This window comes from Ruegeria sp. AI3, assembly GCF_056541245.1.
The window spans coordinates 164,629-177,810 of sequence record NZ_JBQFYA010000002.1 but is presented as its reverse complement, the minus strand read 5'-3'; the positions used below and the strand labels follow the sequence as shown (position 1 = coordinate 177,810).

The following is a 13,182-nucleotide window of genomic DNA, read 5'->3' as shown; positions in this document are numbered from 1 at the left end:
GCTGGTCCTTTCTGTTTCGATTGCTGTGCTTTTAGCCTGAGCCTTTGGTATTGGCGATAGGGTTGAGATTGAGTATTTGTAAAAAAGATGAAGAATAATTCTCTGAATTGTGGAAACGTGAAAAAATCATGCTTGATGATGTTGATCGGCGGATACTGCGCCATTTTCAGGCGGAGCCAAGCCTGACAACGGCCGAACTTGCCGAACGGTGCCGTATCAGTTCGGGTGTCTGCTGGCGACGGATGGAAAAAATGCAGGCGGCAGGGGTGATCGAAGGCCAAGAGGCCGTGATCGACTGGGCCGCCTTGGGCTACGCCGTCGAGGTCTCGTTGAGGATCACGCTGGACAAGACGCAGGCTCGGGCATTTGATGAATTCACCGCGGCCGCGCGCGAGGTTGCCGAGGTGATCGAAATTCAGACCTTCCTTGGCCGCGTGGATGTGCGCCTTTCGGTACTAGCGCGGGATATGGCCCACTATCAGCAGGTCTATCGGGACCGCATTCTGACCCTGCCGCATATTGCCGATATCGAAGCATTAATGCACATCGCGCGCCTCAAACGGGATGAGGTGCTGCCAGTATGATCGAGCTGGATGAGATCGACCGCAAGATCCTGCGCGCGCTGGTTCAGGACGCAACCCAAAGCGCCGGCGCGCTTGGGCGTCGTCTGGATCTGTCGCAACCCGCCACATGGCGGCGAATTCGCCGGCTGGAAGAGGAAGGCGTGATCAAGGGCCGTCGACTACGCCTGAATGCCGAGGCTATAGGATTCGGCGTCACCGTCTTCCTAGGCGTTAAACTGGCGCGCAAAGGGCAGGTGAGCCTTGAGGATTTCGAGCGCGCCGTCAGCGCCATCCCCGAGGTACAGACCGTAGAGCATGTTCTGGGGTTATACGATTACCGTCTGCGCGTGGTGGCGCGAGATCTGTCGGATTTCGAACGGGTCCTGCGGCGGCGGATCATGACCCTTCCGGGTGCCGGTGATGTCGAGGCAAATGTCTTGCTCAGCGAAGAACGTTTGCCCGGACCGATCGGCTGAACGGGATCAGTACTTGGTGCGGATGCAGAAGCCCGGATGATGCGTCATCCTCGCGAAGGTCAGGGGCTTTTCATCCTTCCAGGTTGTGCGCTCCAATTGAATCATCGACGTGCCTGCGGTGGTGCCCATGAACTCGGCCAATCGGCTGTCGGCTGACACGGCGCAAAAGGCGACCTCGGCATCGGTGAACGGTGCTGCATTCAACAGCCATTCGTGCGGGCCATTGTCACTCAGGTCGGCCTCCTCGACTTCGGGCGCAGTATCTAGGTTGATCCAGCGCTCTTCCAGCTGAAATGGCCTGTTGTCGGCGTAGTGCATGCAAATGACGTGCAGGATGCGTGCATCTGGCGCTACGCTGAGTTGCGATGCCAGCCAGCCGGGGCTAGTGACAACGTTGCGCTCGACCAGAGCATAGCGATACGCCGCGTTCTGGTTCTCAACCACCTGACGAGTCAGCGAAAACTCCAGTTTGGCATGTTTGCTGGGCTCTTTCTTGACGCGTGTTCCGCTTTTGCGTTTGCGTTCGACGACTCCCTGATCAGCCAGTTCGCGCAGGGCGCGGTTAACGGTCGCGCGGGCGCAATTGAATTCTTCCGCCAGCTGGGTCTCGGTCGGCAGCAATGATCCCTGAGGCCAAATTCGGCTTTCGATCCTGCGCTTTACCTCATCTCGAACACTCTGAAAGCTGATCCGCTTATTTGCAGTCACGGGTTCTAATTTCCCTTCGTTTTAAAAGTGTATGCATCTGGGCAGAAGCACGCAGAAGTGTAAAGGGTATGTGATACTAGTTGGCGTCAATACTAAAATATTGGTGCGTATGAGGGTTAATTTTTACTGAAAAACAAAGATGACTTTGCGTCACCTTTTCGTCGGAAATGCGCTTTACCCGAAATGATAATGTGTTGAAGGTGCCGTCAACACTGATTGAAAGGACATCAAATGCCCGCCTTGCTGGATTCCATCGACCCAAATGGCCTCGAAGAATTTTCGGTTGTGTTCACGGACCGATCCCTGAATCACATGTCAACGAGCTTTCAGCAGGTGATGCGCGATATCTCGGGCATGCTGAAACAGGTCTACAATGCGGATGGCGTCGCCATCATCCCCGGTGGTGGCACCTATGGGATGGAGGCCGTGGCCCGTCAATTTGCCCGTGATGCCAATGTCTTGGTGGTGCGCAACGGGTGGTTTTCCTACCGTTGGAGCCAGATCATCGAAAACGGCGCGCTGACCGGATCGGTCACGGTGATGAAGGCGCGTGAGACCGGCAATGACAGCCCTTCGCCGTTTGCGCCCGCACCGATCGACGATGTGGTTGCGGCGATCCGCGAGCAGCGCCCGGATGTTGTGTTTGCCCCGCATGTGGAAACTTCGGCCGGGGTGATTCTTCCGGATGACTATGTCTCGGCCATGGCTGCAGCTGCGCATGAGATCGGCGCGCTGATGGTTCTGGATTGCATCGCGTCTGGCTGCGTGTGGGTCGACATGAAGGCGACCGGTGTGGACGTGCTGATTTCAGCCCCACAGAAAGGCTGGAGCGCGTCACCTTGTGCTGGTTTGGTCATGCTGTCTGAACAAGCCGAGGCGCGGTTGCAGGACACTCAGTCCGACAGCTTTGCCATCGACCTCAAGAAGTGGCGGCAGATCATGCAGGCCTATGAGGACGGCGGTCACGCCTATCACGCAACCATGCCAACCGACGCGCTGCGCGCGTTTCGTGATACCATGGCCGAGACGCAGGACTACGGCTTTGAAAAACTGCGCGAGGCGCAATGGGCCTTGGGCAATGGCGTGCGCGCGATGCTGAAGGACAAGGGCATCGTTTCAGTCGCGGCCGAGGGCTTTGGCGCTCCGGGCGTCGTGGTCAGCTATACCGCCGATCCCGAGATCCAGAACGGCAAGAAATTCGCCGCTTTGGGGATGCAGATCGCGGCTGGCGTGCCTCTGCAATGTGATGAGCCTGCCGGTTTCAGCACGTTCCGGTTGGGTCTGTTCGGTCTAGACAAGCTCTATGACGTCGATGGCACGATTGCGCGTTTGAAGCGCGTGTTGGATCAGGTTCTGTAAGCCACTGGGCCTCAGCGCATACCGAGGCCCATCTGCATCAACGTCTTGCGTACCGGCGCCATGGAATAAAGCGCGTTGAGGCCCATGGCGCGTGCATCCCTCAGGGGCCGCGCCTCAAGCATAGAGGTGCGGTTCAGAAGGTCGATGCCTTTGACCCGCAGTTCGATCTCGGTATGGCGGGCTTTGTGGTAGGCCTCAAGCATCTGTGCGTCGCCCAGACCTTCTGGCCGGGCCTGTGCGAGGTCCAGCAGAGTACGCAGATCGCCCAATGACATGTTCAGACCCTGCGCGCCGATGGGCGGCACGACGTGGGCGGCTTCGGCCATCAGGGCAATACGTTCACCCGACAACCGTTCGGTGGATTGGCTGATGATCGGCCAGATCGTGCGGCGTGAGGCCAGCTTCAAAGGTCCGAACAACCCGCAGGAGCGTTCCGTCATCGCGGCCTCAAAGGCCTCGGCGTCGAGGTTCAGCAACTCGACCGCGCGCGGACCGCGCTCCATCCAGACAATGGCCGAGGACGGCTGACCCTGCCAATCGGGCAAGGGCACCAAGGTGAATGGCCCGCCAGAACGGTGGATCTCGGTCGAGACATTCTCATGCGCGATTGGGTGTGTCACCGCAAAGGCAAGGGCCTTTTGACCGTAACGCGTGGTGTGAACGGAAATCCCCGCGGCTTCGCGCATCGGTGAGTTGCGCCCGTCTGCGGCGATCACCAGTTTGCATCGGATACGGGTGCCGTCGCTCAGACCCACACGGGCCTCGGCGGTGCGGGTGAACAGGCTGACCGTCGCGGTGCCGGGGCGGAAATCGACATTGGGCAGTTCCGACAGGCGTGCGACCATCTCGCGCCGCAGCAGCCAGTTGGGCAGGTTCCAGCCAAAGGGTTGCTCGGAGATATCCGAGGCGTTGAAATCCCGCACAACGCGCGGTTCGGGAATGTCTCCGCCCGCGTCCACGATCCGCATGACTTGCAGCGGTGCGGCGTGGCTGTCCAGCCTGTCCCACACTCCGCATTGTTCCAGCAAAATGCGGGAGGGTTGCAGAAACGCTGTGGTCCGCAGGTCAGAGCCATCCACGTCGCGTTCGGTGATCGGCGGTGTCGGGTCCACGCACACCACGTTGAACCCAGCGGCGCCAAATGCGGCGGCAGCGGTCAGGCCGGCGATGCCGCCGCCGGAAATCAGGATGTCACAGCTGTCAGTCATGGCGCATTCTCCGTTCCCGGCAAAACCTAGTTCGGTTCCCGGCGGTGCGCCAAGCGACATCCTGTCCCGCGTGTTAGCCGCGTGAAATCAGGATGAGGACCAAAAACATCACCGGAACCATCATCAATGCAGGGATGTATAGGCCCGGCAGACCAAACAGCAATGCCGAACAGCCCCACATGCTGACAATCGCAGCGGCGGTATAGCCCAGATCCTCGGGGCGGCCATCGGCCACGTCGCGGGCCATCCAGCCAAAGAGGGGAATTGCAAAGAGAAGGCGCTGCCAAATCGGCAGGCGCTGCGGCATCATTGTCGCGGTCATCGGGGTCTCCGTTCTGTTCGTCGCAGACCGGCATATAGGGATGATTTTGCAGCTGCAGAATATACAGATCGTCGCAGTGTGACAGCCTATCGCAGGCGGGCGAGGAAGGCGGTCAGATCGTCGGTATGATGGTGGATATGATCGGCATCATGCGGGTCGGGTGCGACGTGAACCGTGCGCATTCCCATCTCATGCGGGGCGGCCAGATTGCGGGGATCGTCTTCGAACATCGCGGCCGTTTCGGCTGTGATTCCGTCCTGCGCAAAGATTGCCTCGAACGCGGCCTTTTCGGGTTTGGGACGATATCCGGCATGCTCGACCCCGTAGATGGCATCAAACAGACCGCTCAGCCCGCGCGCTTCAAGGACACGTTCGGCATAAGGCGCGCTGCCATTGGTGTAGACGATGCGGCGACCGGGCAGGGCGCGGATATGGTCAGCCAGTTCGGCGTCTGGGTCCATGTGGCTCATATCGACTTGGTGAACCGCATGCAGGTAAGGGTCGGGGTCCAGATCATGCTCGGCCATCAAACCAGCCAAAGTGGTTCCGTATTCACGCCAGTAGTGCCCGCGCAAACGGTCAGCCTCCACCCGGTCGACGCCGATGGCTTGCACGACGTAATCCGTCATCAACACCTCGATCTGATCGAACAGGCGCATCTGTGGCGGGTAGAGGGTGTTGTCCAGATCGAACACCCATTGCGTGACGTGGCTGAAGGACGGTTTAACCATGCCTTGGGTGTAGGGCGCTGCGGGCGGGTTTTCAATGCCGCACTTGATTGCAGACGGTCAGGACGGATAGACAGGTTCGAACGAGGAGACCAATCGCCCCATGCCCCAATCCAGACACCCCAGCAAAGACGCGTATACGCTGATACTCGACGCTATTGATGTCGGTATCTACAAGCCCGGAGATCGTCTGGTCGAAAGCGAATTGGCCGAGCGGTTCGGTGTGTCCCGCACCCCCATTCGCGAGGCGCTGCAACGTCTTGAAACGCAGTCTCTGTTGGAACGGGACGGGCGGTCGCTGATCGTGGCCTCCCTGAACCACAACCAAATGGCCGAACTTTACATTGTCCGGCGCGAGTTGGAGGGGTTGGCCGCAAGCCTCGCTGCTAAACATGCGACCGAGGAAGAAATTCGCGTGTTGCAGGAGATGGTCGCCGAGGATGATGCGCTGGTCGATGATCCGGCGGCGTTGTCGCGGGCGAATCGACGGTTTCATGAGCAGATCCATTTGGCGTCGCACAACCGCTATCTGGTGCAACAACTGGACCTTGTGCATCGGACCATGGCGTTGATGGCGACCACGTCTCTGGCGGCGCAAGGGCGCAGTGAAATCGCGCAGAGCGAACATAAGGGTATCGTCGAAGCCATCGCTGCGCGCGACGAAGAGGGCGCGGCGAAAGCGCTGAAAGAGCATATCTCGGTCGCGTTCATGACCCGGCTGAAGCAAGATGCGATCCGGCGCGACGGCTAAAGCGTTTTGCGTTTTTCTCAGGTAGAGTTATCGAAATGCGCGTTCGACCGTAGGGAGAGGCAGCGTATTTCGATCCAAATCAAACGCAAAGCGATCTAGGCGTCCTGCGGCGGCAGGTCCTCAGAGGCCTGCCCGTGCTGGGTTTTGTCCCAGAAGAACGGTTTTGCGGCCAGTTCCCACAGCGCTTTGTAAGCCGCCACGACCCCGAGCGGGAAATAAAGGATCATCGTAGGGACCCAGGGTAGCAGGAACCGTCGCTCTTTCGCCCAGACGGCGATGACGCCGATGATGAAGTTCAACGCTTCTGCGGCCAAAAACAGCCAGATCAGGGTTTTGAAGGTCTGCATCGGGATCACCTGGAGGAACGGGTTGTTCAGCCCCAGCGTGGTGAGCCAGAACATCCACAAGACGGGGGCCAGCAAAAACTGCCCGACCGTACCCATGAAAAACGCCTGAATGCCGATGAATTTCAGCGGCCCCAGATCCCGCAGCAGGCGCAGCGGCGCGCGCATATGGACAAGGTAGGTGACCATGAACCCTTTGAGCCAGCGCGAGCGTTGCTTGACCCACGGCCAGGCGCGAAAGTTGGCCTCTTCAAAGGTGGCGGTGTTCACGATCTCGGTCCGGTAGCCGGCGCGGCAGAGGCGAACGCCCAGATCGGCATCCTCGGTTACGTTGTGGGCGTCCCATCCGCCAAGCTCCAGCAGCTTGTCGCGGCGAAAGAAAAAGGTCGTGCCGCCCAGAGGGATCACGAACCCTAGTTTGGCGATCCCCGGGAGAATGACGCGGAACCAGCTGTTGTATTCGATGGTAAAGCAGCGAGAGCGCCAGTTGGTGCGCGGGTTGTAGTAATCCAGCGCGCCTTGAAGGCAGACAACTTCGGGCGCGGCTTGCGTGAAGTGATCAACGACCCGCTCAATTTGGTCGGGTTGGGGGGCATCTTCGGCATCCCAGACGCCCAGAATTTCGCCCCGACAGAAATCCAAAGCGTAGTTCATGGCGCGAGGTTTGGTGGTCAGTCCGTTTAGTTCGGGCACTTCGACAGTGCGGATCCAACTGGGCAGGTCAACCTTTGACAATGTATCTCGCGTGACATCGTCCTTTTCCTCCAGCACCAAAATCACGTCTAACAGCGCCTTGGGGTAGGTCAAGCGTTGAAGGCGACGGATCAGCGCTCCTGCGATCTCACGCTCTTTGTACAAAGGAACCATGATCGACACGCAGGGTTGTCGCAGAGCGGTCACCGGTGAAGAGGGGGCGGGCTGCGGGCGCAGCCTTTGGTGGGCAAAAGCCAAGAGGCCTGAGAACCGCATGATCATGAACAACAGCAGCGACACCACAGCCGCCGTCGCCAGAATGGCCATTCCCGTCAACGGAAACGAAACGAAAGCCAGCAACGCCAGCACCACTATGCTCGCGCTGCGGGTCCGGCTCCAAGCGGTCCAGGTACGGCAGCTTTGATCCTTGGTCACGCGGGCCTCGGCATTTTGAGCCAACTGGTCGGAGAAGATCTGGGCTATCGAGCAGTCGATCTGATCGGCAGCGGCGACAACCGGAACGATGGTCAAGTCGCAGCCCGCCATTTCGGCGGACACAGTGGCAAAGCGATCCGGGCGCGCGGTGGCGACAAACAGAAATGGACCGATCCGCAACCACGGGATCACATTGTGCCGCAACCAGAACTCCATCGGTTTGAGAGTGCTTAGCTCGGCCGACGGCGGGGTTTGGGCCAGGTCGGCGATCTGCAGATTGGTTTGCGCGGACAAAGCGGCCAGAACATCCTTGCGGCTGGCCCAGCCTTCGCTCACCAGAATTTCTCCGAGCGGAGCGTTCTGGCGGACCTGAAGGTCCAACGCGTGATCCAACTGGTCCTGCGTGATCACTCCGGCATCAACCAGACATGCCCCTACGGGTTTGCGAAGCTCAGGCGACGGGATCGGATCTGTTGCTGAGATTTGTTGTGCGTTCAAATCAACCATAAAAGAAAAAACCCCGACGCCTTTTGTTGGCGTCAGGGTTGAACGACTAAGGTTAACGCGCGGTTAACTCTGATAAACACACGGAATTTTGGTGTTTATGCCTGTGCTTTTGCGTCCGCCATTGCGCTGGAAAAACGCTCGAACAGATAGAAACTGTCCTGCGGTCCGGGGGAGGCCTCGGGGTGGTATTGAACCGAATACACCGGGCGGTCGGTCATACGGATGCCGCAGTTGGAGCCGTCAAACAACGAACGGTGCGTTTCAACCACGCCGTCGGGCAGCGACTGCGCGTCGACCGCAAATCCGTGGTTCATCGAGGTGATCTCGACCTTGCCGGTTTCCAGATCCTTGACCGGGTGGTTCGCGCCGTGGTGGCCGTGGTTCATCTTGACGGTCTGCCCGCCAAGCGCCAAGGCCAGCATCTGGTGACCGAGGCAAATACCGAACACCGGCAGCTTGGTGGTGTCGAGGATCTCCTTGATCATCGGTACGGCATATTCGCCTGTGGCCGCCGGATCGCCGGGGCCGTTGGACAGGAACACGCCATCAGGCTCATGGGCCAGAACCTCGGCCGCTGTCGCGGTTGCTGGCAGAACGGTCACGTCACATCCGGCCGACGCCAGGCAGCGCAGGATGTTGCGCTTTGCGCCAAAATCAAGGGCGACAACCTTGTGGGCAGGGGCCTCTTGCCGCTGGTAGCCGTCTGGCCAGGCCCAACGCATCTCATCCCAGCGGTAGCTTTGGGCGCAGGTGACGTCTTTCGCGAGATCCATCCCTTCAAGCCCGGCAAAGCCGCGTGCGGCTGACACCAGCGCTTCGATATCGAAGTTACCTTCGGGGTCGTGGGCCAATGCGACATGCGGCGCACCCTGCTGGCGGATTGCGCGGGTAAGGCGGCGGGTGTCGATGCCACCGATCGCGATACGGCCACGACGCTCCAGCCAGCCCTTCAGCTCTTCAGCCGAGCGCCAGTTTGACGGCTCTGTCGGGTCCCATTTGACGACCATGCCCGCAGCCACCGGATCGCCGGTTTCGTCGTCTTCAGGGTTCACGCCGACATTGCCGATATGCGGGAAAGTGAAGGTGACAATCTGCCCGGCATAGGAGGGGTCGGTCATGATCTCTTGATAACCGGTCATGGCAGTGTTGAAGCACAGCTCGGCCACGGTCTGTCCGGTGGCGCCGAAGCCCATTCCGTAGAACAAAGTTCCGTCGGCCAAAGCCAGACATGCGGTGGGCTTGGACGGGGCGTTCTGGGCCATGGCGCAACTCTCCTGCAGGTAAATCGGCGCATACCTAAGGGGGTTATACGTTCGGGTCAAGTCTGATCATTTTTTGGGCTATTATTGTTTTTCAATGGGTTAGCGGTATTCGCCCCCTGTTGTATCACGCTTTTTGTTTGGATATGTTCGGGGTTCCTTTGTCATGGGGATGGACAAACCATATGGACATGCGATCACGGGTGAATGCCGCCCTGAAGCAAGCGATGAAAGACAAGGCAGCTGAAAGGTTGTCGACTCTGCGGTTGATCAATGCCGCGATCAAGGATCGCGATATCGCCGCGCGCGGCTCGCAAAACGAAGAGGCCAAGGGCTGCGGCGACGCCGAGGTTCTTGAAATCCTTGGTAAAATGACCAAGCAGCGCAAGGAAAGCGCCCGCGCCTATGAAGAGGGTGGACGTCTGGATCTCGCGGAACGGGAATTGCTGGAAGTCTCGGTGATCGAGGAATTCCTGCCCAAGCAGCTGGATGAAGACGAGGTCTCGAAAGCGATTCAGACCGCGATTACCGCGACCGGAGCGGGCTCGATCCGCGATATGGGCAAGGTGATGGGCGAGTTGAAGACGCGCTACACCGGTCAGATGGATTTCGGCAAGGTCGGTCCGATGGTCAAAGACCATTTATGCGCCGCCTCAAACGGCGACTGCTGAGATTGACCCCCTTTACTGCGCGGCCGGTCCGCGCAGCTTTGCTATTAGGTCGTCATAGAGGGTGATCCGTTCATCCTCGGACAGAAACGCGCCAATCTCGACCTCGCGACCGGCTCCGATCAGCGTCACGTAGTGCGGCACCGGCCCACCGGTTTCGTGCATCTCGGGGCGGGCCCAATACCTGTTGCAAGACCATTCCTGCTGCTGTTTTCCCGGTGACTGATGGATCAGACGCGCCTGTGAGCCGCTGAGGGTCAGAACCTCGACCGCGCTGCGCGCTCGGTAGTTCGTCTGGATCGCGAGCCACAGGCCCAGAACTGTCAGCAACAGGAAGGGCAGCAACCCCCACAGGACAACCGAGCCCAGCATGGCCAGAATGGGAATAAGGCCGAACGTGAAGACCGACAGGATCACGATCATCGCGCCGCGCGGGGGCAATGAGTTATGCGGCCAGAGGCGCAATTCCTGTTCGGTGTCCGAGGTATGATTCCATTGATAGGGCATAGGGGAAAACTAGCGCAAAGCTATGTGCTGTCTAAGGTTAAAGATCACACGACGTGGCCAACCCGGACCCAGGACAGCGCATCGTCCAATCTGTCATCGCCCCAGAAGACTTCACCCCTTACGACAAGGCTAGGTGCGCCGAAGACTCCGAGGCGTTTTGCGTGTTCGGTTTCAACCTCCAACGCCGCAACGGCATCAGGGCCGCGCGCGCGGGAAAGGACAAGGCGGGGATCTTGCTGGCACCGCAATAGGGCCTCGGACAGAGCGGTCTCACTGCCTGCCTCGATGCCGTCTTCAAACCAGATTCGGTAGAGGTTCTGAGTGAAATCCTTGCCCCAACCCTCACTCATCCCGAGTAGGGCGATCTGATTGGCCAGAGGCAGGTCCGAAATGGGGTAGGGCGCGGGCAGCTTGGCATGGATATGATACTTGGCGGCCCGACGTTCGATATCACGCCACATATAGGCAGATTTCACCGGCTTGCCGGCAAAAGGTACGTTCTGCTGTTCGGACATCACGCTGCGCACGTTGAACGGGCGCCAACGCACTGAGGTGTCGTTTTCGGCGCACCAATCATCAAGGCGGATGATCGTCAGAAAGCTGTATGTGCTGCCGATCGAATACCAAAAGTCAATTTCGGGCATCTGGATCCTCCCCGGATTGCCGGATGAGTTTCCCTTACCAGAATAGCCTATTTTGCCCGATCTGGCGATGTGTTGTTCCAAAAGGTGAGTGCGAAAAGAAAAACCCCGCCGGGATGGCGGGGTTTGTTTGTTTCTCAGTTCGGGCTTAGTGCGCGTGGCCTTTGTCCCAGTCTTCCTGCTTTGGCAACTGCTCGAACGTGTGCTCGGGCGGCGGGGTGGGCAGGGTCCATTCCAGCGTATCCGCGTATTCGTTCCATGGGTTCGGACGTGTTTCCTTTGCGCCGCGGAAGAGGGCGTAGAACACGATTCCGAAGAACAGCAGGAACGAAGCGAAGGACACGAATGCACCGATTGATGACACGAAGTTCCACTGAGCGAATGCCTCAGGGTAGTCGATATAGCGGCGCGGCATGCCTTGGCGGCCCAGGAAGTGCTGCGGGAAGAAGGTCAGGTTGGCGCCGATGAAGAACATCCAGAAGTGAACCTTGCCCCAGAACTCCGAATACTGACGACCGGTCATCTTCGAGAAGTAGAAGTAGACGCCAGCGAAGATCGCGAAAACGGCACCCAAGCTCATTACATAGTGGAAGTGCGCCACAACGTAGTAGGTGTCGTGATAGGCACGGTCGATACCAGCCTGCGACAAAACCACACCGGTCACACCGCCAACGGTGAACAGGAACAGGAAGCCGAAGGCGAACAGCATCGGTGTCTTAAACTCGATCGAGCCGCCCCACATGGTCGCGATCCACGAGAAGACCTTAACACCTGTTGGAACCGCGATGACCATCGTGGCCAGCATGAAGTAAGCCTGCTGACGCAGCGACATGCCAACGGTGTACATGTGGTGCGCCCACACGACGAAGCCCAGCACACCAATCGCGATGATCGCCCAGACCATCGGCAGATAACCGAAGATCGGCTTGCGGGCGAAGGTCGCAATGACGTGGCTGATAATGCCGAAACCAGGCAAGATCACGATGTACACTTCCGGGTGGCCGAAGAACCACAGGATGTGCTGATACAGGATTGGGTCACCGCCACCGGCCGGATCAAAGAACGTAAAGCCGAAGTTGCGGTCCATCAGCAGCATGGTGATCGCGCCGGCCAGGACGGGCAGCGACAGCAGAATCAGCCACGAAGTGACAAAGATCGACCAGCTGAACAGCGGCACCTTGAACAAGGTCATGCCCGGGGCACGCATGTTCAGGAAGGTGGTGATCATATTGATCGCGCCCAGAATGGATGACGCGCCCGAGACGTGAACGGCGAAGATCGCAAGGTCCATGGACATGCCGCCCTCGGTCGTGGACAGCGGTGGGTAGAGAACCCAACCCACGCCTGACCCCAGTTGGTCGTTACCACCGGGGCTGAGCAGCGAGGCCACACCCAGAGAGGTACCAGCGACGTACAGCCAGAAGGACAGGTTGTTCATCCGCGGGAACGCCATATCCGGCGCACCGATCTGCAACGGCATGAAATAGTTGCCAAATCCGCCGAACAAGGCAGGGATGACAACAAAGAACATCATCAGAACACCGTGATAGGTGATCATCACGTTCCACAGATGGCCGTTTGGTGTACATGGATCGGCCATGAAGCCTTCCAGGCACATATACTGAACACCGGGGTGCATCAGCTCAAGCCGCATGTAAACTGTCATCGCCACCGAGATGAACCCGGCGATAGCCGAGAAGATCAGGTAGAGAATCCCGATGTCCTTGTGGTTGGTCGACATGAACCAGCGCTGAAAGAACGAGCGCTCGTCTTCATGATCGTGGCCATGAATGGCTGCGTCTGCCATTTTAGGTGCCTCCTGTTGCAACTACGCCGCGCAACCAGACCTCTCCGGTGCGCGGGATTACTGCTGGTTTTAGATTGCGTTGAGGTTGCCTTCAATGGCCGAGTTTGATCTGGATCAAGAATAATTGTCGCGGGCAAAGCGTTGCGCCGCGAATTCAGATCATCGATGGGTCGAATCTGGCTATTTCATTCCTTCTTTCAAGAGGT

The 13,182-nt window shown here is 58.7% G+C and carries 14 protein-coding genes; 5 read left to right on the top strand and 9 right to left on the bottom strand.

Annotated features, from left to right (window positions below; all coding sequences use genetic code 11):
- Nucleotides 1-128 precede the first annotated feature (128 nt).
- Nucleotides 129-584, top strand: a complete 456-nt coding sequence (locus tag ACRZ95_RS04660) for an Lrp/AsnC family transcriptional regulator (protein WP_170677618.1) — start codon at nucleotides 129-131, stop codon at nucleotides 582-584.
- A complete protein-coding gene (locus ACRZ95_RS04655; RefSeq protein WP_170677619.1) occupies nucleotides 581-1,039 on the top strand; it encodes an Lrp/AsnC family transcriptional regulator in 459 nt (152 codons plus the stop codon). Before ACRZ95_RS04660 ends, ACRZ95_RS04655 begins: the two co-directional genes overlap by 4 nt.
- 6 nt (nucleotides 1,040-1,045) lie before the next feature.
- Here the strand turns inward: ACRZ95_RS04655 and ACRZ95_RS04650 are convergent, their stop codons facing one another.
- Nucleotides 1,046-1,747, bottom strand: coding sequence for a GntR family transcriptional regulator (locus ACRZ95_RS04650; protein WP_170642218.1), 702 nt, complete (start codon nucleotides 1,745-1,747; stop codon nucleotides 1,046-1,048).
- 231 nt (nucleotides 1,748-1,978) lie between these two features.
- Here ACRZ95_RS04650 and ACRZ95_RS04645 point away from each other — a divergent pair, with 231 nt between their 5' ends.
- The gene (locus tag ACRZ95_RS04645) at nucleotides 1,979-3,106 is read left to right on the top strand and encodes an aminotransferase class V-fold PLP-dependent enzyme (protein WP_170677621.1); all 1,128 of its coding nucleotides are present in this window, start codon (nucleotides 1,979-1,981) and stop codon (nucleotides 3,104-3,106) included.
- An 11-nt stretch (nucleotides 3,107-3,117) separates the two neighbouring features.
- Here the strand turns inward: ACRZ95_RS04645 and ACRZ95_RS04640 are convergent, their stop codons facing one another.
- The 3 genes from ACRZ95_RS04640 to ACRZ95_RS04630 all read right to left on the bottom strand — a co-directional run bounded on the left by ACRZ95_RS04640 (nucleotide 3,118) and on the right by ACRZ95_RS04630 (nucleotide 5,367).
- Nucleotides 3,118-4,314, bottom strand: coding sequence for a UbiH/UbiF family hydroxylase (locus ACRZ95_RS04640; RefSeq protein WP_170677623.1), 1,197 nt, complete (start codon nucleotides 4,312-4,314; stop codon nucleotides 3,118-3,120).
- Nucleotides 4,315-4,387: 73 nt separating this feature from the next.
- The gene (locus ACRZ95_RS04635) at nucleotides 4,388-4,636 is read right to left on the bottom strand and encodes a hypothetical protein (RefSeq protein WP_170470040.1); all 249 of its coding nucleotides are present in this window, start codon (nucleotides 4,634-4,636) and stop codon (nucleotides 4,388-4,390) included.
- An 86-nt stretch (nucleotides 4,637-4,722) separates the two neighbouring features.
- Nucleotides 4,723-5,367 carry a pyrimidine 5'-nucleotidase gene (locus ACRZ95_RS04630; protein WP_170677625.1) on the bottom strand — a complete coding sequence of 215 codons (645 nt, stop codon included), beginning with the start codon at nucleotides 5,365-5,367 and terminating at the stop codon, nucleotides 4,723-4,725.
- Nucleotides 5,368-5,467: 100 nt separating this feature from the next.
- Here ACRZ95_RS04630 and ACRZ95_RS04625 point away from each other — a divergent pair, with 100 nt between their 5' ends.
- The gene (locus ACRZ95_RS04625) at nucleotides 5,468-6,115 is read left to right on the top strand and encodes a GntR family transcriptional regulator (RefSeq protein WP_170470033.1); all 648 of its coding nucleotides are present in this window, start codon (nucleotides 5,468-5,470) and stop codon (nucleotides 6,113-6,115) included.
- 95 nt (nucleotides 6,116-6,210) lie between these two features.
- Here the strand turns inward: ACRZ95_RS04625 and ACRZ95_RS04620 are convergent, their stop codons facing one another.
- Complete coding sequence (locus tag ACRZ95_RS04620; protein WP_170677627.1) at nucleotides 6,211-8,094, bottom strand: glycosyltransferase; 1,884 nt, start codon at nucleotides 8,092-8,094, stop codon at nucleotides 6,211-6,213.
- A 95-nt stretch (nucleotides 8,095-8,189) separates the two neighbouring features.
- Nucleotides 8,190-9,356 carry a glutamine-hydrolyzing carbamoyl-phosphate synthase small subunit gene (gene carA, locus ACRZ95_RS04615; protein ID WP_170677629.1) on the bottom strand — a complete coding sequence of 389 codons (1,167 nt, stop codon included), beginning with the start codon at nucleotides 9,354-9,356 and terminating at the stop codon, nucleotides 8,190-8,192.
- Nucleotides 9,357-9,538: 182 nt separating this feature from the next.
- Between carA and ACRZ95_RS04610 the strand changes: the two genes are divergently transcribed.
- On the top strand, nucleotides 9,539-10,024 hold the full coding sequence (locus ACRZ95_RS04610; protein ID WP_170457931.1) for a GatB/YqeY domain-containing protein: 486 nt from the start codon (nucleotides 9,539-9,541) through the stop codon (nucleotides 10,022-10,024).
- A gap of 12 nt (nucleotides 10,025-10,036) precedes the next feature.
- Here ACRZ95_RS04610 and ACRZ95_RS04605 read toward each other — a convergent pair whose 3' ends face one another.
- The 3 genes from ACRZ95_RS04605 to ctaD all read right to left on the bottom strand — a co-directional run bounded on the left by ACRZ95_RS04605 (nucleotide 10,037) and on the right by ctaD (nucleotide 12,976).
- The gene (locus ACRZ95_RS04605) at nucleotides 10,037-10,528 is read right to left on the bottom strand and encodes a DUF2244 domain-containing protein (protein ID WP_170470021.1); all 492 of its coding nucleotides are present in this window, start codon (nucleotides 10,526-10,528) and stop codon (nucleotides 10,037-10,039) included.
- A 44-nt stretch (nucleotides 10,529-10,572) separates the two neighbouring features.
- Nucleotides 10,573-11,172 (bottom strand): DsbA family protein, encoded by a 600-nt coding sequence (locus ACRZ95_RS04600; protein WP_170677631.1) that lies wholly within the window; start codon nucleotides 11,170-11,172, stop codon nucleotides 10,573-10,575.
- Between the two features lie 145 nt (nucleotides 11,173-11,317).
- Nucleotides 11,318-12,976 carry a cytochrome c oxidase subunit I gene (gene ctaD / locus ACRZ95_RS04595; protein ID WP_170470015.1) on the bottom strand — a complete coding sequence of 553 codons (1,659 nt, stop codon included), beginning with the start codon at nucleotides 12,974-12,976 and terminating at the stop codon, nucleotides 11,318-11,320.
- Nucleotides 12,977-13,182 lie beyond the last annotated feature (206 nt).